This is a genomic window from Aeromonas sanarellii (assembly GCF_000820085.1).
GTDB lineage: Bacteria > Pseudomonadota > Gammaproteobacteria > Enterobacterales > Aeromonadaceae > Aeromonas > Aeromonas sanarellii.
This window is the reverse complement of the sequence record NZ_CDBN01000049.1, coordinates 1-25301: the sequence shown is the minus strand read 5'-3', so window position 1 is coordinate 25301 and position 25301 is coordinate 1. Positions and strand designations below refer to the sequence as shown.

Sequence of the window (25301 nt, the reverse complement as noted above, 5' to 3'; positions counted from 1 at the left end):
GGGTCATCCCGCATCCCCTATAATCCACGCCGCAAAACCAACATCATGGCCCCTTAGCTCAGTTGGTTAGAGCAGTCGACTCATAATCGATTGGTCGCCCGTTCAAGTCGGGCAGGGGCCACCACATTCAGACAAGGCCGCTCTTCGTGAGCGGCTTTGTCGTTTCTGGCGCTCATCAGCGCCTCGGCATAGTGCCCATTGGTATGAGAGGCGCAGGCCAGGGTGGGCCGCCCCCGCTCTGCGATGTCTTCCAGAGCCCCAGCGCGATGGTCTTGGCACGCGGGACCCACCATACGAAAAAGGCCTCCCGCCGATATGGCGGGAGGCCTGGTTCTGTACTCTGGGGCCTAGTGACCGAGCGTATTGAGCTTTACTGGGCGCTCAGGCTGTAGGCCAGGGTCTGGTCGTTGAAGCGCACCACATAGGCTCCGACCACTGCCGTGGTGATGTCTGCCCCGGCGAGCTCGGCCACGCCATCCCTGTTGGTGTCGCCGTAGTTCTGGGTCCAGTCCCCCTTGACGTCGAACTTGAAGCGCTGGCCGCCGTTGCCGTCGCCGCTGCCGGTGAAGGTGACGCTGGCCTGCCAGAGATGATCCCCGACAAGGGACATGGGGGTGGTGCCCCAGTTGTTGGTGGTGCCGCGAATGTTGAGGCTGGCGACATTCTTGGCATAGGTGACGCTCACCGGGGTCAGGCTGTATTGCAGGGTCTGATCGTTGAAGCGTACCCGGTACTGGCCGATGACCGGGGTGAGGATGTCACTGCCGGTCAGTTCGGCCACGCCGTCCTTGTTGGTGTCGCCATAGTTCTGGGTCCAGTCCCCCTTGACGTCGAACTTGAAGCGCTGGTTGGTCTGACCGTCGAAGGTGACCAGGGCTTCCCACTGATTGTCGGCGACCAGCGTCATGGCAAGGGTGCCCCAGGCATTGGGGGTGCCGCGGAAGTTCAGGGTGGGCAGTACGCTGGCGTAGGTGCCGTTGTCGTCGGTGACGGTCACGGTGGCGCTGGCACTGGTGGTCAACCCTTCCGCATCGGTCACGGTGACCGTCACGGTATGGGTACCCAGGGTATCGAACCGGACCGTCTCAGTGGCGGCGGTGCCCCCGCTGGACCAGCTGTAGCTCACCACGCCGCCGTCATCGCTGGAAGCGGAGGCGTCGAACACCACGCTCTCGCCCGTCTTGACGCTGAGGGTCTTGGGGGAGAGGGCGGCGACCGGTGCCTGGTTGCTGGTGAGGGGGGTGACCGTGTAGCGCAGATCGCTCTCGCTCAGGGTGATGCGGTAGGTGCCCGCCCCGCTGACCAGGATATCCTTGCTGCTGCCCTTGTCGGCGATGCCATCCCCTTCGTTGTCGCCGTAGTTCTCGGCCCAGTTGCCGAAGACGTCGAACTTGAAGCGCTGGGCACCGGTGGCATCACCGTTGCCGGTCAGGGTGAGGGTGGCGGACCAGACACGGTTGGCATCGACGGTCATGGGGGTGTTGCCCCAGGCGTTGTGGGTGCCGCGCAGGTTCATGCTGCTGAACTTGTTGCCCGGCAGGGCGGAGCCGCCGCAGGGGCTGGCCTTGGTGCAACCGGCGATGATGGCTGCTGCCTTCATGCCGGGGACGTTCAGGCTGGCCTTGCCGCTGCCGTCGACGGTGACATAACCCCCGCTGCAGTAGTCATTGCCCCCCAGGAGGTTGCAGTACTCGCCGGCCGGCAGGCCGGTCTGCACCGAGGCCACCAGGCTGCCGCTCTCGTTGTTGATGGCGACGAAGCCCTTGTCACCGCGGCCGAAGGCTATCTGGTTGTTGCCGTTGTCCCACCAGTGGCTGACGGGCTGGCCTTCGGTTCTGTTGTGGAACAGGGCCATGTTCATGATGGTCGGGCGACGCTGTTCGCAGTTCCACTGGCTGTCCGTGCACGGCGTGCTGCCCGGCGCCCCCTTGTCGGTTTCATAGGTGCCCATGTTCTCGAAGCGATAGCCCGACATCACCTGCTTCCAGCCATAGGGCCAGGCCATCATAAAGGTGTTGGCCAGATCGTAGCGGGCGCCGGTCATGAAGGTGAGCATGCCGCCACCGCCGTGGCCCCGCTCGCGGTCGTGGTTGACCACGAAGACGAAGGCCTTAGCGGAGGGGAGCAGGCCCCAGCTCTCGCCGAGCGTCTTGAGGTTCTTGATCTGGCCGTTGAAGTTGGCGGCGAGATCGGTGCCGTATTTGAAGTCGGTGACGGTGTCGATATGGGTGTAGCGACCCGGCTGGATGTCGGGGGACTCCCCGCCTGCGCCGATCACCTCCAGATAGGCCCTGGGGCTGCCCGCCTTGTCGAGGATGGCCTTCACGTCGGCCGGCGCCATGTGCTTGGCCGCATCGATGCGAAAGCCCGCCACGCCCCAGCCGAGCAGGGTCTTCATGTAGGTGGCGATCTGATCCTGCACGTAGGAGGAGCCGGTGTTGAGGTCCGGCATGCCGTAGAGGGCGCCGTTCCAGACGTTGTTGCTGTCGCCGTAGTTGGTGATGTCACCGCTGTGGTGGAAGTCGTTGTAGCCGAACTGGGGATACTGGTACTGCCCCGAGTTGTAGCTGCCGCCGCCGGTGGCGGTCCCGGTGCCCGACGCCAGCTGGTTGAAGACGGCGTCGGCATAGACCTTGACCCCGGCTGCATTGCAGCGGGCGATCATGCTCCTGAGCTGTGCCTCGCTGCCGCCGAAGCTGTTGAAGTTCTTGAAGCTGACCGGTTGATAGACGGTCCACCAGACCTGGCTGCCCTGCTTGTGCTCGGCGGGCGGGGTGATCTGGACGCCGCCGAATCCCTTGGGACCGAGCACGGTCTCGCACTCGTTGGCGATGTCGTTGAACTTCCATTGGAACAGGTGAACCATGACCCCTTCGGCGGTCGCGGTGTGGCTGAAAGAGCCGAGTGCCGCCGCCAGCAGGGCGGTTCGAAGCAGTGTGCTGTGCATGACGATTTTCCCTTCGATCTTGTTATTGACGTATCACTGTCGTTGAGTCGAACGGACAACGAACAACCTCGTTCGGCTCTGTAGCATTCATGAAATCGGAGTGGTTGAAAATCGAACAAGCTGAATTAATTAAGAAATGTGAATGAAAATGCTTTCATGATCCCCTGGGGGAACCAGCTTCCGATCGGAGGCGCGGGCGGGATAGGAGGGGAGAGAGGCGCGAGCGACTAGGGGAAACACAGGGGCCCCGAAGGGCCCGCAAGCATTCAGGCGTTAGGTTCCTGCTGCCGGACCCGGGCATGGCCCCGGCGCCGGGGCAGCATGCGGGTCACCAGGTTGCTGCGCTGGCGCCAGGAGGTGTAGACGATGGCGCACAGGTGCAGGGCGATCATGGCCTGCAGGGCCCAGGTGCACCACTCGTGCCAGTCATCCGCCCCCAGCTCGAAGCCGGTCTCGGTGTTCTGGAACCAGCCGCTACCGGCGGTGGCCAGCACCAGCAGCCAGAGGGCCCAGACCGCCAGCTTGCCGCTGCCGTGATGGCCGGGGGCCGCGGGGGCGCGCGTACGCAGCGCCTCGGCCTGCTGGCGAAAATCGTCCCGGCTCGGGATCAGGGCGCGCAGGCGGGCGTGGCCGCGTGCGAAGGTGAGCCCCCACAGCAGGCGCAGGCCTATCAGCACCATGACGGCGTATCCCAGCCGCTCGTGCCACTCTTCCCCTGCCTCGTTGAGCCAGAGGTTGCCGATGCAGATGGCCGCCACCCCCCAGTGGGTGAGGCGGACCAGGCCATCCCAGTGGAAGGGATCAGCCTTTCTGCTTGGCATAGTTGTGATACTCCTTCTTCAGGTCGTTGACCTTGGCCAGGTGGGCCTGGGCCTTCTCCTGATCACCGGCCTGCAGGGCCGCCAGGCTGGCATCCAGCTCGGTCTGTACCTTGTTCATGCCTTCGAGGAACTTCTCCTTCTTGGCGGCCGGCATGTTTCTCTCCTTGGCCACATCCAGCTGCGCCTTCATCTCCTTGATGTGTTTCTCCATGGTGGCCGCATCGTCGGCCTTCACGGCCTGCTTGTAGTTGAAGCCGATCTTCTTCATCGGCTGCTCCAGATCACCGGCCATGGCGGGCAGGGTCATCAGGCCGAACATCAGGGGCAGCAGCAGGGGACGCACAGTTTTCAGCATGGGATTTCCTCTTGAGACGACGACATTGCGGGTTCTAATGGCACTTATTTGAGTGCGGTGTCACGCAGCATGATGCCACGAAAGCGGGGTAATTGTATGGGGAAAGTGCGACCAATTGTGACTAAATGTGTGCATTGTGCTGGCGTTATGTAACCAGAACGCGGATGGCGCCAGGGGAAAGGGGGGCCCTCATGGGGGGAAGAGAGGCAGAGAAAAGGGCCCGCAGGCCCTTGTAAACGGTGAGCGGAGGCGCCTTACTCGGCCTGTTCGCGCTCGATGGCACGCCAGCCGATGTCCTTGCGGTAGAAGATGCCGTCCCAGTGGATGCGGCCAGCCAGGGCATAGGCCCGCTGCTGGGCTTCCTGCACCGTGTGGCCGAGGGCGGTGGCGCACAGCACGCGGCCACCCTGGGTCAGGCTGGTGTGGCCCTCCAGGCGGGTGCCTGCATGGAACACCTTCTCCCCTGCCACTTCGTCCACCGGCAGACCGCTGATGGGGTGGTTGCTACTGTAGTCGCCGGGATAGCCACCCGCTGCCAGCACCACGCCGATGGCGGCGCGGGGGTCATAGACGGCTTCCTTCTGATCCAGCTGGCCGGCGCAGGCGGCGAGGCAGAGATCCACCAGATCGGATTGCATCCGCAGCATGATGGGCTGGGTTTCGGGGTCGCCGAAGCGGCAGTTGAACTCGATCACCTTGGGGTTGCCCTCGGCATCGATCATCAGACCGGCGTAGAGGAAGCCGGTGTAGACGTTGCCCTCGGCCGCCATGCCGCGCACCGTCGGCATGATCACCCGCTCCATCACGCGCTGGTGCACCTCGTCGGTCACCACGGGGGCCGGGGAGTAGGCCCCCATGCCGCCGGTGTTGGGGCCGGTATCGCCGTCGAAGGCGCGCTTGTGATCCTGGCTGGTGGCCATGGGCAGCACGTGCTCGCCGTCCACCATGACGATGAAGCTCGCCTCTTCCCCGTCCAGGAACTCCTCGATCACCACCCGGGCACCGGCGTCGCCGAAGGCATTGCCGGAGAGCATGTCACGCACCGCCGCTTCCGCCTCGTCGAGGGTCATGGCGACGATCACCCCCTTGCCGGCGGCCAGACCGTCGGCCTTGATGACGATGGGGGCGCCCTTCTCGCGCAGGTAGGCCAGCGCCGGCTCCACCTCGGTGAAGTTCTGGTAGTCGGCGGTGGGGATGGCGTGGCGGGCCAGGAAGTCCTTGGTGAAGGCCTTGGAGCCTTCCAGCTGGGCGGCGGCGGCGGTCGGGCCGAAGATGGTCTGATCGGCGGCGCGGAAGGCGTCGACCACCCCTTTCACCAGCGGCGCTTCCGGCCCGACTATGGTGAGGCCGATCTGGTTCGCCTTGGCGAAGGCCAGCAGGCCGTCGATGTCGGTGGCCTGGATGGCGACGTTCTCGATGCCCGGCTCAAGCTGGGTGCCCGCATTGCCCGGTGCCACGAAGACCTGGGTCACCAGGGGGGAGTGTTTGGCCTTCCAGGCCAGGGCGTGTTCACGGCCGCCGTTGCCAATGATCAGTACTTTCATCATCTCGCTCGCTTCTGTCTGAGGTCACTGGCGCGGTGCGGTGGCGGTGCGCCAGCGGAAAGGATCCGGTGCTAAAGAGGCAGGGCCGCCATCGGCGGCCCTGGGCTGTCAGTGACGGAAATGACGCATGTTGGTGAACACCATGCACATGCCGTGTTCGTTGGCGGCGTCGATCACCTCCTGGTCGCGCATCGAGCCACCGGGCTGGATGACGCAGGAGATGCCCGCGGCGGCGGCGGCATCGATGCCGTCGCGGAACGGGAAGAAGGCGTCGGAGGCCATGACGGAGCCCGCGACTGTCAGCCCTTCATCCTCGGCCTTGATGCCGGCGATCTTGGCGGAGTAGACCCGGCTCATCTGGCCGGCGCCCACGCCTATGGTCTGGCCGTTCTTGGCGTAGACGATGGCGTTGGATTTGACGAACTTGGCGACCTTCCAGCAGAACAGCAGATCCTGCAGCTCGGCCTCGGTGGGCTGACGCTGGCTGACCACGGTCAGATCTCCCAGGGTCACCATGCCGAGATCGCGCTCCTGCACCAGCAGGCCGCCGTTGACGCGCTTGAAGTCAAAGCCTTGCGCCGGGGCAGTCCACTGGCCGCACTCCAGCAGGCGCACGTTCTGCTTGGCGGCGACCGCTTCGCGGGCTGCCTGGCTGACGGTGGGGGCGATGATCACTTCCACGAACTGGCGGGCAACGATGGCCGCGGCGGTGGCGCCGTCCAGTTCACGGTTGAAGGCGATGATGCCGCCAAAGGCCGAGGTGGGGTCGGTCTGGTAGGCGCGATCATAGGCAGCCAGCAGATCGTCACCGATGGCGACGCCGCAGGGGTTGGCATGCTTGACGATGACGCAGGCCGGTTCGCTGAACTCCTTCACGCACTCCAGCGCCGCGTCGGTGTCGGCGATGTTGTTGTAGGAGAGGGCCTTGCCCTGCAGCTGGATAGCGCTTGCCACCGAGCCCGGTGCGGCCTGCTCTTCGGCGTAGAAGGCGGCAGCCTGGTGGCTGTTCTCGCCGTAGCGCATGTCCTGCTTCTTGATGAACTGGGCGTTGAAGGTGCGCGGGAAGCGGGACTCCTCGTCACCTTCCTTGTTCTCGCCGTAGGAGGGCACCAGGGTGCCGAAGTAGTTGGCGATCATGCCGTCGTAGGCGGCGGTGTGCTCGAAGGCGGCGATGGCGAGATCGAAGCGGGTGGAGAGGGTCAGGCTGTTGCCGTTGCCATCCATCTCGGCGATGACGCGGTCGTAGTCGGAGGCCTTGACGACTATGGTGACGTCCTTGTGGTTCTTGGCGGCGGAGCGCACCATGGTCGGGCCGCCGATGTCGATGTTCTCGACGGCGTCTTCCAGGGTGCAGCCGGGTTTGGCCACGGTGGCGGCGAAGGGATAGAGGTTGACGACGACCATGTCGATGGGGGAGATAGCGTGCTGGGCCATGATGGCGTCATCCCGGTCGCGGCGGCCGAGGATGCCGCCGTGCACCTTGGGATGCAGGGTCTTGACCCGGCCGTCCATCATCTCGGGGAATCCGGTGTAGTCGGACACCTCGGTCACCGGCAGGCCGGCGTCGGCCAGAAGCTTGGCGGTACCACCGGTGGAGAGCAGGGCCACACCACGCGCGTCGAGTGCCTTGGCAAATTCCAGGATGCCAGTCTTGTCAGACACACTCAGCAGTGCACGGCGAATGGGTCGAGCTTGTTCCATCACACTATCGTCCTCAGCATAACGGGGACCGTTCCATGGGAGGCGAGGCTCAACACAGAGAGTCCCCAAATAAATGGAAGTGGGGGATTTCGCAAACCACTCTCGCCGGGGCTGGCCGTTGGCAAAAGCGTTTTAGGAAATGCCCGCTTGACGCGACGCTCTCTTGTGGGCGCGTATTCTACACAAAAAATGTGAGCCGTGGTGGATTTTTTAAAGAGGCAAACCCTTGTGTGGTGCGGTGTTAAACGTTTTCTGGTGATTTTTTGTGAAACGTTTGTCTTTTCAGTGTTTTGAGGATAAAGCGCAGGGAAGACAGGGGTTGGCTGCCGCTTTCCTGCCTTTGGCTGGCAATCGCCGGGCAAAGGGGTGATAGTGGAGGCCGGTTTATATTGAGTACCATTTTGGGCGCTATGCCATGTCGGGGAGAGGGTTATGTATCGGATAGGGGAACTGGCCAGGGCGTGCGGGGTGAAGGCGGACACCCTGCGCTTTTACGAGAAGAACGGCCTCATCTCGCCGGGGATCCGCAACGAGTCGGGCTATCGCCTCTACGGGGAGCAGGACAGGCGGCGGCTGGAATTCATCATCCGCGCCAAGTCGGTGGGCTTCTCCCTGGCGGACATAGGCGAGCTGCTCGCCCTCGACACCAACAAGGCCAGGGTCACCTGTCAGGAGGTGAAGGCGGTGGCCGACACCAAGCTCGAACAGGTGGAGCAGAAGATCCTGGAGCTGACCCGTTTTCGCGAGAACCTGAAGGCCCTCTCCGACATCTGCTGCGGTGGCCCGCGCTCGGCGGAGCACTGCGCCATCCTGGAGACCCTGGAGTCCGGTGCCCCCTCCCGTCATGAGCATCACGACCATGAACACTGAGCACCATCGCCCTCGGGTCTCCGCCTTTCTCGCCCTTTCCCTCGACGGCTTTATCGCCGGGGAGGGGGGCGATCTGGCCTGGCTTGAGCCCTACAACGGCGACTCCCAGGAGGAGACCGGCTACTGCGCCCTGATGGCCAGTGCGGATACCCTGCTGATGGGGCGCAACACCTACGACATAGTGAGCGCCTTTCCCGAGTGGTTTTATGGCGACAAACCTGTGGTGGTACTGACCCACAGACCCGCCGCTCCCCGTGAGCACGTCTCCTTCCGGCAGGGGGCGCTGGCGCAGGTGCTCAGGGAGCTTTGGCAGGCGGGGAGCCGCCACCTCTACCTGGACGGCGGCGATCTGGTGCGCCAGGGGTTGCAGGCCGGGGTCGTCGACGAGCTGACCCTGTTCTGGGTGCCGGTCACCCTGGGGGGCGGGGTGTCGCTCTTTGCAGGGCCGCTGCCCGGCGCACTGGTGCCGGTGTCGAGCACTGTGCTGCCGAGCGGGTTGGTACGGGTCGTCTATCACCCCGCCTGATCCCTTGCGCGGGGGAGACAAGAGGCGCACAATCGGCGCGTTTTTTCACCGCCAGGCCACGGAGATGTCGTGTTGTGGCCGGCGCGGCAAACACGACAACAACTTGAAGGAGCCAACATGGCCAAGAAGAAGGTGACTTCCGTCACCACCGAACCCGCCTGCGAACATCAGCGCGGCATCATTCAGGACAACCACCTCAAGGCACTGGTGACCTCTCCCCTGTTCCAGGCCAGGGTCGAGCCGAGCAAGAAGGGCAAGGGCAGCTATCAGCGCAAGGCCAAGCACGGCAAGCGGTGGGAGCCCGGCCAGCAGCAGACGGTATGCGTCTGGTGCTGAGCGGGTTTCTGCTTTGGAACCTGTCCACGATCTTGCTGCGAGGCCGTGATCAAGGCTCACGTGCTGCTCGGAATCCTCATGTGTACTTACACACTCCGGTTCTTGCGCTGCTCTTCACCTTGCTGACAGCCTCTCGCGACAGACCGTGAACAGGTTCTTGGAACCAAACCAAGCGGGGCGCTCATGGCGCCCCGCTTGTGTTCCATCTGGTTAAAGGCGGTTACCTCATTCGTCCATAAAGAGTTCGAGCAGCACGTTGAGATAGCGATGCCCCAAAGGGGTGAGCTGCCAGCTGTCGCCGAGATCCTCGATAAGCTCCTTGGTCCGGGCGATGGCGAGCACAGCCTCCACCCGCTCCAGCGCCAGCCCGGTATAGGCCTCGAACTCCGCCTTGGGGGCCGGTTCAAACAATCTGAAGCGGTTCATGAAGTACTCCAGGGGCAGATCGTCCGCCGCTACCTGCCACTGCTGGTCCAGATAGGGACGGCTCGGGTCCAGATAGCCTTTCGGGTGCTTCACCTTGGCAGTGCGCAGGATCTGCTGGCTCGCGAGATCCGTCACCTTGCCGTGGGCGCCGCAGCCGATCCCCAGATAGTCGCCAAAGCGCCAGTAGTTGAGGTTGTGGCGGCACTGATACCCCTCTTTGGCATAGGCCGAGATCTCGTACTGCTGATAGCCCTGGGCGGTGAGCATGGCGTGGCCCTGCTCGTAGATGTCCCACAGGGTGTCATCTTCCGGCAGTGTGGGCGGCTTGGAGGCAAACGCCGTGTTCGGCTCTATGGTGAGCTGATACCAGGAGAGGTGCGGCGGCGCGCAGTCGATGGCCTGTTGCAGATCATAGAGGGCGTCCTCCAGGCTCTGATCCGGCAGGCCGTGCATCAGATCCAGGTTGAAGGTGGGCAGCGCGATGGCATGGGCCAGGGCGGCGGCCTTGCGCGCCTCTTCCGGGCCGTGGATGCGCCCGAGCCGGGTCAATTTTTCCTGCTGGAAGCTCTGTACCCCGATGGAGATGCGGTTGATGCCGGCCCGCTGGAAGCCGGCGAACTTGTCCGCCTCCACCGTGCCCGGGTTGGCCTCCATGGTGATCTCGCAGTCCGCAGTGAGTGCGATGCGTGCGCGCACCCCGTCCAGCAGCGCTTGCATGGCCTCCACGGAGAGCAGGCTCGGGGTACCACCGCCGATAAAGATGGAGGAGAGAGGGCGCCCCTGGGCCCAGTGCAGATCCTGCTCCAGATCCTCCAGCAGGGCCGCCACGTACTCGAGGTGGGGCAGCTCCCCCTTCTGGGCGTGGGAGTTGAAGTCGCAATAGGGGCACTTCTGGACGCACCAGGGCACGTGGATATAGAGGGAGAGGGGCGGCAGTTGCAGCATGGGGTTTCCAGTATTCAAAAAATCAAAAGGGGTCGGGTTGCCCTGGTTGCCGGTGACAACGGACGGGGCGCCGCGAACGAAACGGGGGCCGACGGCCCCCATTGTAGATGACAACGCGGCGGGAGACAGCGCCTTAGTTGACCGCCGCCAGTGCCGCCTTCAGCTTGGCCAGGGCCTGGCCCCGGTGGCTGAGCTGGTTCTTGAGCTCCGCCGGCATCTGGGCCGAGGTGCAGTCGTGGTCGGGGACGAAGAACACGGGGTCATAGCCGAAGCCGTGCTGGCCGCGGGGTTCGTCGATGATCATCCCCTCCCAGCTCGCCTGGCAGATGATGGGGGTGGGGTCGTCGGCGTGGCGCATGTAGACCAGCACGCACCAGAAGCGGGCGCTTTTCAGGTAGTCGGGGGCCCCTTGCAGTTCGGCCAGCAGCTTGTCGATGTTCTCCTTGTCGCTGGCTCCGGCGCCGGCGAAGCGGGCGGAGTAGACGCCGGGGCGGCCGTGCAGCAGATCCACTTCCAGGCCGGAGTCGTCGGCGACGGCGGGCAGGCCCGTGACGCGGGCGGCATGGCGGGCCTTGATGATGGCATTCTCGACGAAGGTGGTGCCGGTCTCGTCGGCATCGGAGACTGCAAACTCGCTCTGCGGGATCACCTGGATCTTCATATCGGCCAGCATGGCGGCCAATTCCTTCACCTTTTTCTGGTTCCCTGTTGCCAGGACAAGCTTGTTCATCACGCACCTCCGCAAAAATAATCTGCGCATTCTATGCGGGGCCGGGGCTGAGTAAAAGCGCAATTGTCCGAGGACCTATGCCGTGGGCTGGCTGCCGACCAGCCTCAAGAGAGGTGGATAAAATACATGTTTCCATGGGGGAATAACCGAAGTGATTAAATACCATTTCAATTCATTACTCTGAGTCAGTAGACTCGCGGCCCAATCGATATTCCTAGGGCTTGAGGTGACTGATGCCATTGATTCTTCTGCTTGTACTCCTGGTGCTGTTCAGCCCGCTGGCCATCGACATCTATCTGCCCGCCATCCCGCAGATGGCCGAGCAGTTGGGGGCCGAGGTGACCTTGATGCAGGGCACCATCACCTGGTTCCTGTTCAGCATGGGGCTGGGGCAGTTGCTGGTGGGGCCGCTGGCGGATCGCTACGGCCGCAAGCCCGTCGCCCTGGGCGGCGTGCTGCTCTACGGCCTGAGCGCCCTGGGCGCCGGCTTTGCCGCCAGCCTGGGCGAGCTGATGCTGGCCCGGGTGCTGCAAGGCTTCGGTGCCTGCGCCACCTCGGTGGCCGCCTTCTCCGTGGTGCGTGACAGCTATGGCCCCAAGAAGAGCGGCCAGATGATCTCCTACCTCAACGGCGCCATCTGCTTCATTCCGGCGCTGGCGCCCCTGCTCGGCGGCTGGCTCACCGCCAGGGCGGGCTGGTCGGCCAACTTCTGGTTTATGGCCGGGTACGCCCTGCTCGTCGGGAGCTGGCTGCTGTGGCGGATGCCGGAGACCCGCCCGGAGGAAACCAGCAGCAGCGGCCCGCTCATCAGCTGGTCCCGCTACAGCCCGGTGCTGCGCTCCCCGAGCTTCCTGTTCAACGCGGCGCTGTGCATGCTGGCGATGGCGGTGATCCTCGCCTATGTCACCGCGGCGCCGGTGCAGCTGATGGTGACCCTGGGTCTGGACATGAACGGGTTCAGCCACTGGTTCACCGCCAATGCGGCGCTCAACATCCTGGCCTGCTTCCTGGCACCGCGTTTCATCGCCAGGGTGGGGGCGAGACGGACCCTGCGCATCGGCCTGCTGGTGCTGCTGTTCTCCGCCATCTCCCTGACGCTGGCCATGCACATCCCGCATCCGCTGGCCATGATGGGCCCGGTGTTCCTCTCCAGCATCGGCTTTGCCATGATACTGGGTGCCGCAGCCGGCATGGCGCTGGCCCCCTTCGGTCACTGTGCGGGTACGGCGGCGGCCCTGCTCGGCCTGTTCCAGATGAGCGGCTCCGGCGCCCTGGTGGGGATCACCGGATGGCTGCTGCCGGATCCCCTGAGCCAGCTGGCCCTGCACATGTGGCTGCTGCTGCCCCCCCTGCTGATGCTGATGACCCGCCAGGGCCGGCGCTTGTGTTTGCAATAAATCCTGTGCTCTGATGGGCACACTCAGGGGGCCTTGAGCCCCCTTCTCTATATTTGCATTTGCGGGCGGCGCCTCGCCCGCTCCCCATGACCTCGATACCGTGGAGACAACCGGATGAGTCACACAATCAACGCCGCCCTGGTGGGTTACGGCTTCGCAGGGCAGACCTTTCACGCCCCCTTCCTCACCACGACCCCGGGGCTTGCCCTGCGCTGGGTGGTGAGCCGGGATGCCGCCAGGGTGCAGGCCGAGCTGCCCGGTTGTCTCGTCGGCACCCTGGAGCAGGTGCTGGCCGACCCGTCGGTGGATCTGGTGGTGATTGCCACGCCGAACGACACCCATGCCCCCATCGCCCGCGAGGCGCTGCTGGCGGGCAAGCACGTGGTGATCGACAAGCCCTTCGCCCTGGATCTGGCCGAGGCGAAGGCGCTGGTCGAGCTGGCCGAGAAGCAGCAGCGGCTGCTCAGCATCTTCCACAACCGGCGCTGGGACGGGGACTTCCTCACCGTGCGCCGCCTGCTGGCAGACGGGGTGCTGGGTCAGATCGCCCAGTTCGAATCCCATTTCGATCGCTATCGCCCCGAGGTGCGTCAGCGCTGGCGCGAGGCGGGTGGCCCGGGCTCCGGCCTCTGGTTCGATCTCGGCCCACATATCCTGGATCAGTCCCTGCAGCTGTTCGGCCAGCCTGACTGGATCCAGGCCGATCTCGCCGGACAGCGTCCGGGGGCCCTGAGCGACGATTACTTCCACGTGGTGCTGGGGTATGGGGAGCGCCGGGTGATCCTGCACGGCAGCTGCCTGGTGTCGGCCGTGATGCCCCGCTTCGTCGTCCATGGCAGCCAGGGCTCCTTCGTCAAGTTCGGCATGGACGTGCAGGAGGAGCAGCTCAAGCAGGGCAAGCGGCCACCGGCGGCCGACTGGGGCGTGGATCCCGTGCCCGGCCAGCTCAGCCAGATCCGGGACGGCGAGCTTGTGCAGCAGACCGTGGCCGGCGAGGCGGGGGATTACGGCGCCTACTACCGCGCGGTCTGCGCCGCCATCAAGGGGGAGGGGGCCAACCCTGTGCCCGCCCCCGAGGCGCTGGCGGTGATGGCGCTGCTGGATCTTGCCAGGGAGAGCCACAGCCAGGGTCGGCGACTGGTTTGTCAGAAGTTGTCTGACTGAGTCGGCGCTGCCGTTTGCTCAAAATGGCAGCGTTTGACTGATAAAGATCATTTATGCGGCTTTTTATTTTGATGTATCGCGTAAAGAGTGGTTTTTTGTATTAATATCAGGCGCTGTAGTAGTTCTTTTCATCCAGCCAACGAGAAAATATCATTGTGATACGCGTTTTCATTGGCTCGGTATGGCGTTATATTTCGCGCGTCTCTTGGCTCCCGTCCTGATGGACTCTTCACGGGGGCAAGGCGCACAGTAGTGATGGTCGTGCAGACCGTCTCTCCATTCTTATTTGAGGATATGTACATGAACAAAGTACTGGTAGCCGGTATCCTGGGTCTGATGTTGACCGCCTGTGGTCAGAAAGAAGAAGCTGCCGCTCCGGCTGCTACTCCGGCCGCCGAGGTTGCTGCAACTGTTAGCGAAGCTGCCTCTACCGTAGAGAAGGCTGCTTCCGAAGCTTCCGCAACTGTCGAGAAGGCTGCCGCTGACGTGGCCACCAAGGCAGAAGCCGCAGTGAGCGATGCCAAGGCCAACTAAGCCCGCACCTCATTGAAGAACGGGCCCGGCGCACTCGCGTCGGGCCCGTTTTTTTATGGCCATTGGTGGTATCGCCCGCTCAGGGCAGCGGCTCCACCAGCAGGATATGGGAGTCGTATCCCGTCACCCTGACCCTGGTGCCTGCGGGGAGCGGCTGGTTGCAGCGCACCGTCCAGACGGTGTCGTCCAGGTGGACCCGGCTCATGCCCTGGCTGACGTCGTCCAGCAGGGTCAGCTCCCGCCCCAGATAGCTCTGCATCCGCTCGTTGATGGGGGCGGCGGCATCCTGCCCGGAGCGATCCCGGCGGTGCTGCCAGCGCCACCAGGCCCAAGTGGTGAGCAGGGACTGCACCGCAAACAGCAGCAACTGCGCCTGCCAGCCGAAGGGCCAGACCAGCAGCAGGAGCCCCACCTCCAGGGCGGCGATGCCGGTCCAGAGCAGGAAACCCACCGAGCCCAGCACCTCGATGGCCAGCAGCACGAAGCCGAGCCCCAGCCAGTGCCAGTGGGTCAGCCCCTCGAACAGGGCTGTCATGACTTGCCGCCCTTGCCATCCTTGAACAGCTCGGCCATGCCGGCCACGGCACCGATCAGGCTGCCCGCCTCCAGGGGCATCATCACCACCTTGCTGTTGGGACCTTCCCCGATGCGGGCCAGGGCCTCGGTATACTTCTGGGCCACGAAGTAGTTGATGGCCTGCAGATCCCCCTCCGCTATAGCTTTCGAGACCATGTGGGTCGCCTTGGCTTCCGCCTCGGCGGCCCGCTCCCGCGCCTCGGCGGCGAGGAAGGCGGCCTGGCGCTCACCCTCGGCCTTGAGGATCTGGGACTGCTTCTCCCCCTCCGCTTTCAGGATCTTGGACTGGCGCACCCCTTCGGCTTCCAGCACCTCGGCCCGCTTCTGGCGCTCGGCCTTCATCTGGGCGTTCATCGCTTCGACCAGCGCCAGCGGCGGACGCACGTCCTTGATCTCGATCCGCGTCACCTTGATGCCCCAGGGGGCGGTGGCGGCATCCATGGTGCGCAGCAGCTTCTCGTTGATGGTGTCGCGCTGGGAGAGCATCTCGTCCAGCTCCATGGCGCCCAGCACGGTCCGCATGTTGGTCATGGTCAGGTTGCGGATGGCGCTGGTGAGATCGTTGACCTCGTAGCCCGCCTTGCGGGCATCCACCACCTGCACGAAGCTGATGGCGTCTATGGTGACGTTGGCGTTGTCCCGGGAGATCACCTCCTGGGCCGGGATGTCCAGCACCTGCTCCATCATGATGATCTTGTGGCCGATGCGGTCGATGTAGGGGATCAGCAGGTTGAGGCCGGGGGAGAGGGTGCGGGTGTAGCGGCCGAAGCGCTCCACCGTCCAGTTGTAGCCCTGGGGCACTATCTTGATGCCGGCGCTCAGGGTGGCGAGCACCAGGAATATGAAGATCCCCAATACAATCAATGACTCATTCATTATTAAGCTCCTTATGAAACACTTTCACTAGCCTAGGGGCTGGTGCCATCCACCACAAGGGGATTCGCTTTCCTTTGCCGCGATGCGGTTTTACTAATTACCAAAACGCATTAAAGAGCATTTTTTATTATTTTGAGGGATAAGCGCTCCTGCCTATAGTCGCCCCAGATGTCGCGATGCCGAGGAGCGGGCCCTGATGGATTATTTACCTATGTTTGCCAGGTTGGAAGGCCGCCCGGTACTGCTGGTGGGCGGGGGCGAGGTCGCCCTGCGCAAGGCGCGCCTGCTGCTGGCGGCAGGGGCCCGGCTGACCCTGGTCTCTCCCGCCATTGACCCCGATTTCCATGAATTTGCCGGTCGCTTCACCCATCTGGCGGTGCGCTTCGACCCGGCCCATCTGGCGGGCCAGATCCTGGTGGTGGCCGCCACCGACGATCTCGAGGTGAATGCCCTGGTCTACCAGAGCGCCACCGAGCGCGGCCTCTTCGTCAACCTGGTGGATGACCCCGAGCGCTCCAGCTTTATCTTCCCCTCCATCATTGATCGCAGCCCCATCGTGGTGGCCGTCTCCAGCGGCGGCAAGGCCCCCGTGCTGGTGCGTCTGCTGCGGGAGCGGCTGGAAAGCCTGCTGCCCCGCCATCTCGGCGGCCTGGCCGAGCTCTCCGGCCGGGTGCGCAGCCGGGCCAAGCAGGTGCTGGCCTCCCTCTCGGATCGCCGCCGTTTCTGGGAGCGGGCCTTTGCCTCCAACACTCTGGCGGGTCTGATTGAGAAAGCCGATTGGCAGGGGGCCGAGCAGTGGCTGAACGAGGGGCTGGACAAGGCCCAGACCGAGGTGGGGGAAGTGGTGCTGGTGGGGGCAGGCCCCGGCGATCCGGGCCTCCTGACCCTCAAGGCGCTGCAACAGATCCAGCAGGCCGAAGTGGTGCTCTATGACCAGTTGGTCTCGCCCGAGATCCTGGACCTGGTGCGCCGCGACGCCACCCTGGTGTCGGTCGGCAAGAAGGCCGGCGCCCACAGCGTGCCGCAGGAGGAGACCAACCGCCTGCTGGTTACGTTCGCCAAGGCGGGCAACCGGGTGGTGCGGCTCAAGGGGGGGGATCCCTTCATGTTCGGCCGTGGCGGCGAGGAGCTGGAAGTGCTGGCAGCCGAAGGCATCCCCTTCTCGGTGGTGCCCGGCATCACGGCGGCGGCCGGTGCCACCGCCTACGCCGGCATCCCGCTTACTCATCGTGACTATGCGCAAAGTGCGGTCTTTATCACGGGCCACTGCCAGAAGGAGGGCAAGGAGCCCGACTGGCAGCAACTCGCCGCCACCAACCAGACCCTGGTCATCTACATGGGGCTGATGCGCTCCGAGCACATCCAGCAACAGCTGGTGAGCCATGGCCGTGGCCAGAGCACCCCCATCGCCATCATAGAGCGGGGCACCACCGCCCGTCAGCGCGTGCTGACCGGCACCCTCGCTGACCTGGCCGAGCTGGCCGAGCAGGCGGTGAGCCCTTCCCTCATCGTCATCGGCGAGGTGGTGGCCCTGCGCAAGCGGCTCGCCTGGTTTGGCGAGGCGGCGCAAGGGCGGGAGGCCGAAAGCGGCCACGAGCTCAAGCTGGTGAGCCTGGCCTGAGGGCCGGCACGACGTGAATCGATTTGACGGTGCGGCCCAGGCGGCACCGAACTGAACCAAGACCGCGCCCGAGCCGGCGCGATAGCAATGAACCGAGGACCCAGACATGGACCGTGAAAGACTGACACACCTGCAACAGCTGGAGGCCGAGAGCATCCACATCATCCGCGAGGTGGCCGCCGAATTTGAAAACCCGGTGATGATGTACTCCATCGGCAAGGACTCCTCCGTCATGCTGCACCTGGCCCGCAAGGCCTTCTATCCGGGCAAGATCCCCTTCCCCCTGCTGCACGTGGACACCAACTGGAAGTTCAAGGAGATGATCAAGTTCCGGGACGAGACCGCCAGGAAGTACGGGCTGGATCTCATCGTCCACAAGAACCCGGACGGGCTCGCCATGAACATCAACCCCTTCGTGCACGGCAGTGGCAAGCACACCGACATCATGAAGACCGAGGGGCTCAAACAGGCGCTGAACAAGTACGGTTTCGACGCCGCCTTCGGTGGCGCGCGCCGCGACGAGGAGAAGTCCCGGGCCAAGGAGCGGGTCTACTCCTTCCGTGACAAGTCCCACCGCTGGGACCCGAAGAACCAGAGACCCGAGCTGTGGCGTGTCTACAACGGCCAGGTCAACAAGGGGGAGAGCATCCGGGTGTTCCCGCTCTCCAACTGGACCGAGCTGGACATCTGGCAATACATCTACCTCGAGAACATCGACATTGTGCCGCTCTATTTCGCGGCCATGCGCCCCGTGGTGGAGCGCGGCGGCATCAAGATCATGGTGGATGACGATCGCATGCCCATAGGTCCGGAGGACGAGGTGAAGCAGGAGCTGGTGCGCTTCCGTACTCTCGGCTGCTACCCGCTGACCGGCGCCATCGAATCCAACGCCACCACCCTGCCGGAGATCATCGAAGAGATGCTGATCACCACCTCCAGCGAGCGGCAGGGGCGGCTCATCGACCACGATCAGGCCGGCTCCATGGAGCAGAAGAAGCGTCAGGGCTATTTCTAAAAAAATGTTCTAAGGAATCGCAACATGAACAACCACATTCAGACCGCCATCAGCGAACAGGGCATCGAAGCCTACCTGCACGCCCAGCAGCACAAGAGCCTGCTGCGCTTTCTCACCTGCGGCAGCGTGGACGACGGCAAGAGCACCCTCATCGGCCGCCTGCTGCACGACTCCCAGCAGATCTATGAAGATCAGTTGAAAGCGCTGGAGTCCGACAGCCAGAAGCTCGGCACCACGGGCGAGAAGCTGGATCTGGCGCTCTTGGTGGACGGCCTGCAGGCCGAGCGCGAGCAGGGCATCACCATAGACGTGGCCTACCGCTATTTCTCCACCGCCAAGCGCAAATTCATCATCTCGGATACCCCGGGCCACGAGCAGTACACCCGCAACATGGCCACCGGCGCCTCCACCTGCGATCTGGCCATCATATTGATCGACGCCCGCAAGGGCGTGCTGGATCAGACCCGTCGCCACAGCTTTATCGCCAGTCTGCTGGGGATAAAACAGTTTGTGGTGGCGGTGAACAAGATGGACCTGGTGGGGTTCAGCCAGGAGGTGTTCGAGCGCATCAGCGCCGATTACCGCGAATTCGCCAGGAAGCTCAGCGTCGACACCATCCACATAGTGCCAGTCTCGGCCCTGGACGGTGACAACGTGGTGAACCCGAGCGACAAGCTGGCCTGGTATCAGGGCGAGACCCTGCTCTCATTGCTGGAGAGCGCCGAGGTGGAGCGCGAGCTGGAGCGCCACCCGGTGCGCCTGCCGGTGCAGTACGTCAACCGCCCGAACCTCGATTTTCGCGGCTTCGCAGGGACGCTCGCCTCCGGCATCCTGCGGGTCGGCGACCGGCTTGCCGTGCTGCCGTCCGGCAAAGAGAGCACGGTGACCCGCATCGTCACCTTCGACGGGGATCTGGAGTACGCCCTGCCGGGTCAGGCCATCACGGTCACCTTCGCGGACGAGATCGACATCAGCCGCGGCGACCTGCTGGTGGATGCGGCGAAAAAGCCCCAGGTGACCCAGAACGTGCTGGCTCACATCGTCTGGATGGGGGAAGAGTCCCTGCAACCGGGCCGGGTCTATGACGTCAAGCTGGCCACCAAGAAGAGCCGTGGCCAGGTGGAGGCCATCCGCCACCGCATCGAGATCAACAAGCTCGACGAGCTGCCCGCCTCCGAGCTCAAGCTCAACGAGATCGGCCTGTGCGAATTCAGCCTGACCGACCCGGTGGCGTTCGACCCGTACAAGGAGATCCGCGACACCGGCAGCTTCATCCTCATCGACCGGCTGACCAACGTCACCGTGGGTGCCGGCATGATAGTGGAAGGGCTGGCGGCCAAGGTGATGGCAGGGCAATACAGCGAGTTCGAAGTGGAACTCAACGCCCTGGTGCGCAAGCACTTCCCCCACTGGCAGGCGCTGACCATCAGCAACGATTCCGGCAAGGAGTAAGCCCATGACCTGGCAACAATCCCTGGTGCTGGGTCTGCTGGCTGCCCTCGTCGCCCTGCTGATCCAGGGCAAACTCCGGCCGGCGCTGCTCTTCTCGGGCGCCGTGCTCATCACCTACCTGAGCGGCCTGGCGGACATCAACGCCGTGGTGGCGGGCTACACCAACAGCGCCCTGCTGACCCTGGTGTTGCTGCTGCTGGTGTCGCTCGCGGTGGAGAAGACCCGGGTCATGAGCTGGTTTGCCAACCTGGTAGGAACCGGCTCCTTCAACAAGGTGCTGGTGAAGGTGTGGTTTTCCACCGCCTTCCTGTCGGCGTTCGTCAACAACACCGCTGTGGTGGCCTCCATGCTGGGGGCGGTCAAACGCAACCCCAACCATGCGCCCTCCCGGCTGCTGTTGCCCATGTGCTTCGCGGCGACCTTTGGCGGCGTGCTGACCCTGATCGGCACCTCCACCAACCTCATCGTCAACAGCTTCCTCATCAAGATGGGGGCCAAGCCGCTCGGCATGTTCGACTTCTTCATGGTGGGGGCGGGGACCCTGCTGACCGGCCTGGTCGCCGTGCTGCTGTTTGCCCGCCACCTGCCGGAGCAGGACACCGAGATGAGCCGGGAATCCGGCTATTTTCTCGAGGCCAAGGTGGGCCCCGGCTCGCCGATGGCCGGGCGCAGCGTCAAGGAGAACGGCCTGCGCAGCCTCAAAAGCCTCTATCTTGCCGAGATCATTCGCGGCAACCAGGTGATCTGCCCGGTGCAGCCGGAGCACGAGCTGCACGAGGGGGACATGCTGCTGTTTTGCGGCGACGTGGAGAGCGTCGGCGTGCTGCAGGAGCTCAAAGGGCTGGATCTCTACGGCCAGCACAGGCTTAACGGCCAGCATCTGGTGGAGGTGATCGTCAGCCACAGCTCGCGCCTGGTGGGGCAGACCATCAAGGATGCGGAGTTTCGCACCCACTTCGATGCTGTGGTGCTGGCGGTGCGCCGGGGCGAGACCCAGCTCACCGGCGGCCTCGGCCAGATTGAGCTGCACGCGGGCGACACCCTGCTGCTGGCGCCGGGCCCCAAGTTTGCGGGCAACAAGTCCCTCTCCCGGGAGTTCGTGGTGGTGAGCGGGCTGGAGGCCTCCACCCGGCTCGATGGCAAGCGCAGCGCCGCCGTGGTGGCGGGCTTTCTCGGGGTGCTGACCCTGTCTGTGCTCGATCTGGTGCCGCTGTTCAAGGGGCTGCTGGTGATGCTGGTGGCGTTGCTGCTGACCCGCATCCTGACCCTGGACGAGATCCGTCGCCGCTTTCCCCTGGACATCTGGCTGGTGGTGGGCGGGGCGCTCGCCATCGCCGATCAGCTGGAGAAGAGCGGCCTGGCGCGCCTGATCGCCGACTGGTTGATGGGGGAGTTCAACGGTTCCAGCCCCATAGTGGCGTTTATCGGGCTCTATTTCTTCACCCTGATCCTGACCGAGCTGATGAGCAACAATGCCGCCGCGGCCCTGGCCTTCCCCATGGGTTACCAGCTGGCGCTCAGCATGGACGTTGCCACCATGCCGTTCATTCTGGCGGTGCTGTTCGGGGCGAGCTCCAGCTTTATCCTGCCCTACGGTTATCAGACCAATCTGATGGTCTATGCGGCGGGCAACTACAAGATGCCGGACTACCTCAAGCTGGCCCTGCCGGTCTCCCTGGCCTACAGCATCGGGGTGATCGTCATGGTGCCCCTGCTGTTTCCGTTTTAAGGGCCGATATCGGGGCCATGTTAAGGTCGCTAAGGCCGCTTATGTTAAGGCAGAAAGCCAAGGCGCTGGCGTAAAGGCGTGAACGCCTATCAAGGAGTGTGAATGAGCAATATCGTGTGGCACGACCATGCCGTGGACAAACAAAGCCGGGCCGAATTGAAAGGGCAAAAACCGCTGGTGATCTGGTTCACCGGGCTCTCGGGGGCGGGCAAGTCCACCCTGGCGGGAGCACTGGAGCAGGCGCTGGCCGCCTCGGGCAAGCACACCTATCTGCTGGATGGAGACAATGTGCGCCACGGCCTGTGCGGCGATCTGGGCTTCGATGACGCCGCCCGCCAGGAGAATATCCGCCGGGTCGGCGAGGTGGCCAAACTCATGGTGGATGCGGGCCTGATCGTCCTCACCGCCTTTATCTCGCCGTTCCGTGCCGAGCGGGCGCTGGTGCGAAACCTCCTGGGCGCCGACGAATTCGTCGAGGTGTTTGTCGATGCGCCGCTCGCCGTCTGTGAAGAGCGAGACCCCAAGGGGCTCTACAAGAAGGCGCGGGCAGGGGAAATTCGCAACTTTACCGGTATCGACTCCGCCTATGAGGCCCCGGAAAATCCAGAAATCCACCTGTTAAACGCCGGCAAGCCGGTGGAAGCGCTGGTGGATGAGTTGCTGACCGCCCTGAGGCAACGGGGGTTGATCGATTAAGGTAGATTGTCCGCACTGAATATTTATATCGGAGGGGGTGTTTGTCCCCTCTCTACGCTATGAGGAGCCAAGCCCATGGCATATGGATCTCATTACAATCACAGCGGGCTGTGGTGGGCTACTTATCTTTACGTGGCTAAAGAAAAGTCGCCAATCGAGCAGTACAACCCCCGTCAATCCGACCGCTGCGCGGTTTCCCTCGGCTGATTAGAGGGGGTGGCCAAAGGCTGCTCTCTAATTTAGTGAATGAACTAAAAATTCCAAGCGTTTGGAGTTACTCTTAAACTTTTATGTAACAGACATCCGCAGCAAAGACTTAATTGCCTTCAATGCTCGTGGGCCATGACTTAATAGGATTTTTGTTAATCCATGAACGCTAACGCAAGATGCTGACGCCCAATAACTATATCCTGCCTGAATACCTAAATTTGAAAAGTCTACATGTTTATCAAAGTCATACTTTGACATTGTCTCATCGAACGAGTCCAGTACAGATATCTGGATATGCTCTTTAATCTGAGAGTTTACATGCTTTGCATATCTTAACTCATGTTCGGCGATGTGGGGGAATACGTCCTCTCCAAATTCTTTAAGAAGGGTTCCGCCAATATTCGCGCCTCTCACAACACTTCTGGTCGCATAAAGTGTAGTAATGACGGCAATAATAGAGCATATAGTTTCTTTATCACGAGCAATTGATGTCTCAATTGCTAGTTGTATACTTTCTTCAGTATTTGGTTTATTGATGCAACCTAACTTTTCCTGAAGCCAATCATCAATACTCTTGGCTTTATCCAAAATATCCGCCATTAGCTCTGGATCTTTTGCTAAATTATTTAATGCATTTTCCATAATCGATATAATAAGAATGATCAGTTCTTTTTTTGCTATAGAGTTCATCGGCTACATCCAATTGTTGTAATACATGCGTAACGGTTTGACTCACATGCTGAGGTATAAGTTTCAATTTTTAGGCTGCGTGACTGTTTAACACCAATGACTTGTTGTGTTGTAAGATGTCAAAATATTTCTCGTATATCAAAAAATATATTTTTACCCGACTCGTAAATTAAATATTCAAAGCTTTTCTGGGTTTCAGTGAAATTTAATAGTGGCATTGTTTCTTGGTTGCAACGCTCAAGTTCGCACCAATAGGATGTTTTTGTTAACACAACATGCCTTCTACAAACGAATGGTCGCACATTGTATATGCTACAACCGTTGTCCTTTAGGAAGGGGCATGGTTTATTCTGCGTTATGTCATATGCAGAGAATGCTTTTCTCTTGATCTTTAAGGATTTCTCTATGTACTCCGCTTCTAGCTCGGAAACTGATGCTGGAATATGGCAACAATGAGAGCAACCTTTTTTGCAAGGTGTGAATTTATCTACATAAGCATAAATCTCATTCATTTCTGAGAACAAGGAAGATAACTTATTTAGGTAATTAGTCTTGCTTTTTGTTATTCTAAGATATAAGCCTTCTTCTTTTTTAGACAGGGAGGAAGGGAACAGCCTAATCATTTTTTCACGATTAGAGTTCGAGAACTCAACGGCCATTTTGGGATTTTTCTCATCGAACTCATGATCCATAAAAAGCCCTAAATTGCTATAGATAAAGAACAAGTAATCTAATGCTCAAAGCAGAGGCGCGTTTACGCGTCCGACTACCTTTGCTTGTTAGTTGACGACCGCTCACGATGCGCTCGCTGCAAGTCTAGTTTCTGTTTATTTTGCAATTTCGCTAAATCTCGTGCGCGCCGATACACTGAGGCAAGTATTTTTAAAACCGCAAGTTCATTGTTTTCATTGCGAAAATAAAGTGTAGCTAGAGTTTCTTTTTTTACACCCATTAAATTAGATATTTCCACAACTGAATTATGAATAAATGTCTTTTCCTTCTCTAAAAGACTGAGCTCTTCACTTCGAAGATTAAGTCTCATTAGTTTTCTTTCGCTCATTCCTTTGTGAATAACACTGTAGGTTTTGTTTCCTGCAAGGAGAGCGGCCGAGACATACCCAACAATTTGAGCAACATCTTTCGCTACTTCTACTATCTGGGATAGCTCTATAAATCCGGGAGAAGCATACTGAATTGATTTAATACTAGGCTTGTATTCACGTGGCATTTTGGCGAATAAGTTTTGATAGAAGTTAACTGCGCTAAACCCACCACGCCAAGGATATTTCCCATAAATGTACTGAATCTCGTCATCTAGATAGTCATCAGCCACATCAAGGGAATAGAGCAAGCCGTAGAGCTGAATATAGACTCTCGTAAGAACATTCAGGTCAGTGAGTTCCCAACGTCCATCTATGTATAGCTTTATATTATCTACTTCCATGCGATTCCCTATGGCCATCTAACTCCGCTCCGTCCAGATACAGATAATAAATATAACATTAAAAATCAATGAGTTATGTTTCTGCCTCTGAAGCTTGACGCATTCGCTTGATTTCCCCTTTGAGCACAATCATTACCAGCGAAAAAAGAAACAGTGAGGGAGTGGGCCGAGGAAAGCACCGGCAAGGCTACCGCCCCTGAATCTCAGCCTCCAGCCTGCTGCGCTTTCCCTGCGGTGTGGCTCTGGTCTGGCTCATGGCTGACTCCGACGAGAGGGTTTCCAAACGACCATGTTACCGAACGGGGCCGGGTAGGGAAGGGGAAGTTGGTCGTTTCTCGGGCAAGATCAATAAATTGAGTGGCATGGCGGGTGATGGGGCGTCTCCGCGCCCAGGGTGCATGGGAATGGGGCGGTTGCTATCTGGAGTGAGAATCCTGGAGTGAGAATCTGGTCGGGTATTGATGGGGCGGCCGACGTGCTCGGTGATGCGCCCCTCGACCCTGCGAGGGCACTATGCCATGGCCGGTACGCCAGGGCGCTGGGACAAGGGCTGCTGTCGGCGCTATCAGGGGACTTTCGCGCAAGGGGCCCGGTATCGGTCACGATGCCGGGCCCCTTCGTCTTCTAGGGTGCAGGTCAGCGGGCGGCGAGGGCCGCGGGGGCTTTTATGGTCAGCTCGGGGCCTGTCTCTTATAC

The 25301-nt window shown here is 61.5% G+C and carries 23 protein-coding genes and 1 tRNA gene; 12 read left to right on the top strand and 12 right to left on the bottom strand.

The features are described from left to right. Positions 1 to 47 precede the first annotated feature (47 nt). Positions 48 to 124 (top strand) — tRNA-Ile (locus BN1132_RS09840). Positions 125 to 370: 246 nt separating this feature from the next. Here BN1132_RS09840 and BN1132_RS09835 read toward each other — a convergent pair. The 5 genes from BN1132_RS09835 to purH all read right to left on the bottom strand — a co-directional run bounded on the left by BN1132_RS09835 (position 371) and on the right by purH (position 7368). Then, positions 371 to 2947 carry an alpha amylase C-terminal domain-containing protein gene (locus tag BN1132_RS09835; protein WP_042077179.1) on the bottom strand — a complete coding sequence of 859 codons (2577 nt, stop codon included), beginning with the start codon at positions 2945 to 2947 and terminating at the stop codon, positions 371 to 373. 266 nt (positions 2948 to 3213) lie between these two features. Further along, on the bottom strand, positions 3214 to 3768 hold the full coding sequence (locus BN1132_RS09830) for a cytochrome b/b6 domain-containing protein (RefSeq protein ID WP_042077178.1): 555 nt from the start codon (positions 3766 to 3768) through the stop codon (positions 3214 to 3216). Further along, a complete protein-coding gene (locus BN1132_RS09825; RefSeq protein WP_042077177.1) occupies positions 3749 to 4123 on the bottom strand; it encodes a cytochrome b562 in 375 nt (124 codons plus the stop codon). Before BN1132_RS09825 ends, BN1132_RS09830 begins: the two co-directional genes overlap by 20 nt. Before the next feature lie 254 nt (positions 4124 to 4377). Then, positions 4378 to 5667 (bottom strand): phosphoribosylamine--glycine ligase, encoded by a 1290-nt coding sequence (purD, locus tag BN1132_RS09820; protein WP_042077251.1) that lies wholly within the window; start codon positions 5665 to 5667, stop codon positions 4378 to 4380. Positions 5668 to 5775: 108 nt separating this feature from the next. Next, entirely contained in the window at positions 5776 to 7368 is a 1593-nt protein-coding gene (gene purH, locus BN1132_RS09815) for a bifunctional phosphoribosylaminoimidazolecarboxamide formyltransferase/IMP cyclohydrolase (RefSeq protein WP_042077175.1), read from the bottom strand. 432 nt (positions 7369 to 7800) lie between these two features. Here purH and zntR point away from each other — a divergent pair, with 432 nt between their 5' ends. From zntR to BN1132_RS09800, 3 genes are all read left to right on the top strand, one after another. Continuing rightward, positions 7801 to 8238 (top strand): Zn(2+)-responsive transcriptional regulator, encoded by a 438-nt coding sequence (gene zntR / locus BN1132_RS09810; protein ID WP_042077173.1) that lies wholly within the window; start codon positions 7801 to 7803, stop codon positions 8236 to 8238. Continuing rightward, the gene (locus BN1132_RS09805; protein WP_042077171.1) at positions 8228 to 8764 is read left to right on the top strand and encodes a dihydrofolate reductase family protein; all 537 of its coding nucleotides are present in this window, start codon (positions 8228 to 8230) and stop codon (positions 8762 to 8764) included. The genes zntR and BN1132_RS09805 overlap by 11 nt, the downstream gene beginning before the upstream one ends. Before the next feature lie 117 nt (positions 8765 to 8881). Next, the gene (locus BN1132_RS09800) at positions 8882 to 9100 is read left to right on the top strand and encodes an alternative ribosome-rescue factor A (RefSeq protein WP_042077169.1); all 219 of its coding nucleotides are present in this window, start codon (positions 8882 to 8884) and stop codon (positions 9098 to 9100) included. A gap of 225 nt (positions 9101 to 9325) precedes the next feature. Here the strand turns inward: BN1132_RS09800 and hemW are convergent, their stop codons facing one another. Both hemW and rdgB read right to left on the bottom strand, forming a co-directional pair. Then, positions 9326 to 10471, bottom strand: a complete 1146-nt coding sequence (gene hemW / locus BN1132_RS09795; protein ID WP_042077167.1) for a radical SAM family heme chaperone HemW — start codon at positions 10469 to 10471, stop codon at positions 9326 to 9328. Between the two features lie 133 nt (positions 10472 to 10604). Beyond that, a complete protein-coding gene (gene rdgB, locus BN1132_RS09790; protein WP_042077165.1) occupies positions 10605 to 11201 on the bottom strand; it encodes an RdgB/HAM1 family non-canonical purine NTP pyrophosphatase in 597 nt (198 codons plus the stop codon). Positions 11202 to 11434: 233 nt separating this feature from the next. Here rdgB and BN1132_RS09785 point away from each other — a divergent pair, with 233 nt between their 5' ends. From BN1132_RS09785 to BN1132_RS09775, 3 genes are all read left to right on the top strand, one after another. Continuing rightward, positions 11435 to 12598, top strand: coding sequence for a multidrug effflux MFS transporter (locus tag BN1132_RS09785; protein WP_042077163.1), 1164 nt, complete (start codon positions 11435 to 11437; stop codon positions 12596 to 12598). A gap of 114 nt (positions 12599 to 12712) precedes the next feature. Continuing rightward, positions 12713 to 13762, top strand: a complete 1050-nt coding sequence (locus BN1132_RS09780; RefSeq protein ID WP_042077161.1) for an oxidoreductase — start codon at positions 12713 to 12715, stop codon at positions 13760 to 13762. A 300-nt stretch (positions 13763 to 14062) separates the two neighbouring features. Beyond that, positions 14063 to 14296 (top strand): hypothetical protein, encoded by a 234-nt coding sequence (locus BN1132_RS09775; RefSeq protein WP_033128959.1) that lies wholly within the window; start codon positions 14063 to 14065, stop codon positions 14294 to 14296. A gap of 79 nt (positions 14297 to 14375) precedes the next feature. On the opposite strand, the gene BN1132_RS09770 is transcribed toward BN1132_RS09775, so the two are convergent. Both BN1132_RS09770 and BN1132_RS09765 read right to left on the bottom strand, forming a co-directional pair. Further along, entirely contained in the window at positions 14376 to 14831 is a 456-nt protein-coding gene (locus BN1132_RS09770) for an NfeD family protein (RefSeq protein ID WP_042077159.1), read from the bottom strand. Next, on the bottom strand, positions 14828 to 15748 hold the full coding sequence (locus tag BN1132_RS09765; RefSeq protein WP_042077157.1) for an SPFH domain-containing protein: 921 nt from the start codon (positions 15746 to 15748) through the stop codon (positions 14828 to 14830). Before BN1132_RS09765 ends, BN1132_RS09770 begins: the two co-directional genes overlap by 4 nt. Positions 15749 to 15944: 196 nt before the next feature. Here BN1132_RS09765 and cysG point away from each other — a divergent pair, with 196 nt between their 5' ends. From cysG to cysC, 5 genes are all read left to right on the top strand, one after another. Continuing rightward, a complete protein-coding gene (cysG, locus tag BN1132_RS09760) occupies positions 15945 to 17369 on the top strand; it encodes a siroheme synthase CysG (protein ID WP_042077155.1) in 1425 nt (474 codons plus the stop codon). Positions 17370 to 17475: 106 nt separating this feature from the next. Next, positions 17476 to 18384 (top strand): sulfate adenylyltransferase subunit CysD, encoded by a 909-nt coding sequence (cysD, locus tag BN1132_RS09755; protein WP_042077153.1) that lies wholly within the window; start codon positions 17476 to 17478, stop codon positions 18382 to 18384. A 24-nt stretch (positions 18385 to 18408) separates the two neighbouring features. Continuing rightward, a complete protein-coding gene (gene cysN / locus BN1132_RS09750; RefSeq protein ID WP_042077151.1) occupies positions 18409 to 19836 on the top strand; it encodes a sulfate adenylyltransferase subunit CysN in 1428 nt (475 codons plus the stop codon). 4 nt (positions 19837 to 19840) lie between these two features. Next, positions 19841 to 21565 carry an SLC13 family permease gene (locus tag BN1132_RS09745; protein WP_042077150.1) on the top strand — a complete coding sequence of 575 codons (1725 nt, stop codon included), beginning with the start codon at positions 19841 to 19843 and terminating at the stop codon, positions 21563 to 21565. Between the two features lie 102 nt (positions 21566 to 21667). Further along, positions 21668 to 22261, top strand: a complete 594-nt coding sequence (cysC, locus tag BN1132_RS09740; RefSeq protein WP_042077148.1) for an adenylyl-sulfate kinase — start codon at positions 21668 to 21670, stop codon at positions 22259 to 22261. A gap of 288 nt (positions 22262 to 22549) precedes the next feature. On the opposite strand, the gene BN1132_RS19970 is transcribed toward cysC, so the two are convergent. The 3 genes from BN1132_RS19970 to BN1132_RS19565 form a co-directional block, all read right to left on the bottom strand. Continuing rightward, a complete protein-coding gene (locus BN1132_RS19970) occupies positions 22550 to 23161 on the bottom strand; it encodes a hypothetical protein (protein WP_157005398.1) in 612 nt (203 codons plus the stop codon). Positions 23162 to 23280: 119 nt separating this feature from the next. Continuing rightward, entirely contained in the window at positions 23281 to 23853 is a 573-nt protein-coding gene (locus BN1132_RS19570) for a YkgJ family cysteine cluster protein (RefSeq protein ID WP_157005395.1), read from the bottom strand. Positions 23854 to 23927: 74 nt separating this feature from the next. After that, positions 23928 to 24605 carry a hypothetical protein gene (locus BN1132_RS19565; RefSeq protein ID WP_084202787.1) on the bottom strand — a complete coding sequence of 226 codons (678 nt, stop codon included), beginning with the start codon at positions 24603 to 24605 and terminating at the stop codon, positions 23928 to 23930. Between the last annotated feature and the right edge of the window lie 696 nt (positions 24606 to 25301).

What these genes read in the sequence shown, in the direction of transcription:
- BN1132_RS09780 (WP_042077161.1), top strand. Translation starts at nt 12,713, where the DNA reads ATGAGTCACACAATCAACGCCGCCCTGGTGGGTTACGGCTTCGCAGGG.
- BN1132_RS19570 (WP_157005395.1), bottom strand. Translation starts at nt 23,853, where the DNA reads ATGGATCATGAGTTCGATGAGAAAAATCCCAAAATGGCCGTTGAGTTC.
- cysG (WP_042077155.1), top strand. Translation starts at nt 15,945, where the DNA reads ATGGATTATTTACCTATGTTTGCCAGGTTGGAAGGCCGCCCGGTACTG.
- cysD (WP_042077153.1), top strand. Translation starts at nt 17,476, where the DNA reads ATGGACCGTGAAAGACTGACACACCTGCAACAGCTGGAGGCCGAGAGC.
- BN1132_RS09785 (WP_042077163.1), top strand. Translation starts at nt 11,435, where the DNA reads ATGCCATTGATTCTTCTGCTTGTACTCCTGGTGCTGTTCAGCCCGCTG.
- BN1132_RS09770 (WP_042077159.1), bottom strand. Translation starts at nt 14,831, where the DNA reads ATGACAGCCCTGTTCGAGGGGCTGACCCACTGGCACTGGCTGGGGCTC.
- BN1132_RS09800 (WP_042077169.1), top strand. Translation starts at nt 8,882, where the DNA reads ATGGCCAAGAAGAAGGTGACTTCCGTCACCACCGAACCCGCCTGCGAA.
- rdgB (WP_042077165.1), bottom strand. Translation starts at nt 11,201, where the DNA reads ATGAACAAGCTTGTCCTGGCAACAGGGAACCAGAAAAAGGTGAAGGAA.
- cysC (WP_042077148.1), top strand. Translation starts at nt 21,668, where the DNA reads ATGAGCAATATCGTGTGGCACGACCATGCCGTGGACAAACAAAGCCGG.
- zntR (WP_042077173.1), top strand. Translation starts at nt 7,801, where the DNA reads ATGTATCGGATAGGGGAACTGGCCAGGGCGTGCGGGGTGAAGGCGGAC.
- purD (WP_042077251.1), bottom strand. Translation starts at nt 5,667, where the DNA reads ATGAAAGTACTGATCATTGGCAACGGCGGCCGTGAACACGCCCTGGCC.
- cysN (WP_042077151.1), top strand. Translation starts at nt 18,409, where the DNA reads ATGAACAACCACATTCAGACCGCCATCAGCGAACAGGGCATCGAAGCC.
- BN1132_RS19565 (WP_084202787.1), bottom strand. Translation starts at nt 24,605, where the DNA reads ATGGAAGTAGATAATATAAAGCTATACATAGATGGACGTTGGGAACTC.
- hemW (WP_042077167.1), bottom strand. Translation starts at nt 10,471, where the DNA reads ATGCTGCAACTGCCGCCCCTCTCCCTCTATATCCACGTGCCCTGGTGC.
- BN1132_RS19970 (WP_157005398.1), bottom strand. Translation starts at nt 23,161, where the DNA reads ATGAACTCTATAGCAAAAAAAGAACTGATCATTCTTATTATATCGATT.
- BN1132_RS09745 (WP_042077150.1), top strand. Translation starts at nt 19,841, where the DNA reads ATGACCTGGCAACAATCCCTGGTGCTGGGTCTGCTGGCTGCCCTCGTC.
- BN1132_RS09825 (WP_042077177.1), bottom strand. Translation starts at nt 4,123, where the DNA reads ATGCTGAAAACTGTGCGTCCCCTGCTGCTGCCCCTGATGTTCGGCCTG.
- BN1132_RS09830 (WP_042077178.1), bottom strand. Translation starts at nt 3,768, where the DNA reads ATGCCAAGCAGAAAGGCTGATCCCTTCCACTGGGATGGCCTGGTCCGC.
- BN1132_RS09765 (WP_042077157.1), bottom strand. Translation starts at nt 15,748, where the DNA reads ATGAATGAGTCATTGATTGTATTGGGGATCTTCATATTCCTGGTGCTC.
- BN1132_RS09835 (WP_042077179.1), bottom strand. Translation starts at nt 2,947, where the DNA reads ATGCACAGCACACTGCTTCGAACCGCCCTGCTGGCGGCGGCACTCGGC.
- BN1132_RS09805 (WP_042077171.1), top strand. Translation starts at nt 8,228, where the DNA reads ATGAACACTGAGCACCATCGCCCTCGGGTCTCCGCCTTTCTCGCCCTT.
- BN1132_RS09775 (WP_033128959.1), top strand. Translation starts at nt 14,063, where the DNA reads ATGAACAAAGTACTGGTAGCCGGTATCCTGGGTCTGATGTTGACCGCC.
- purH (WP_042077175.1), bottom strand. Translation starts at nt 7,368, where the DNA reads ATGGAACAAGCTCGACCCATTCGCCGTGCACTGCTGAGTGTGTCTGAC.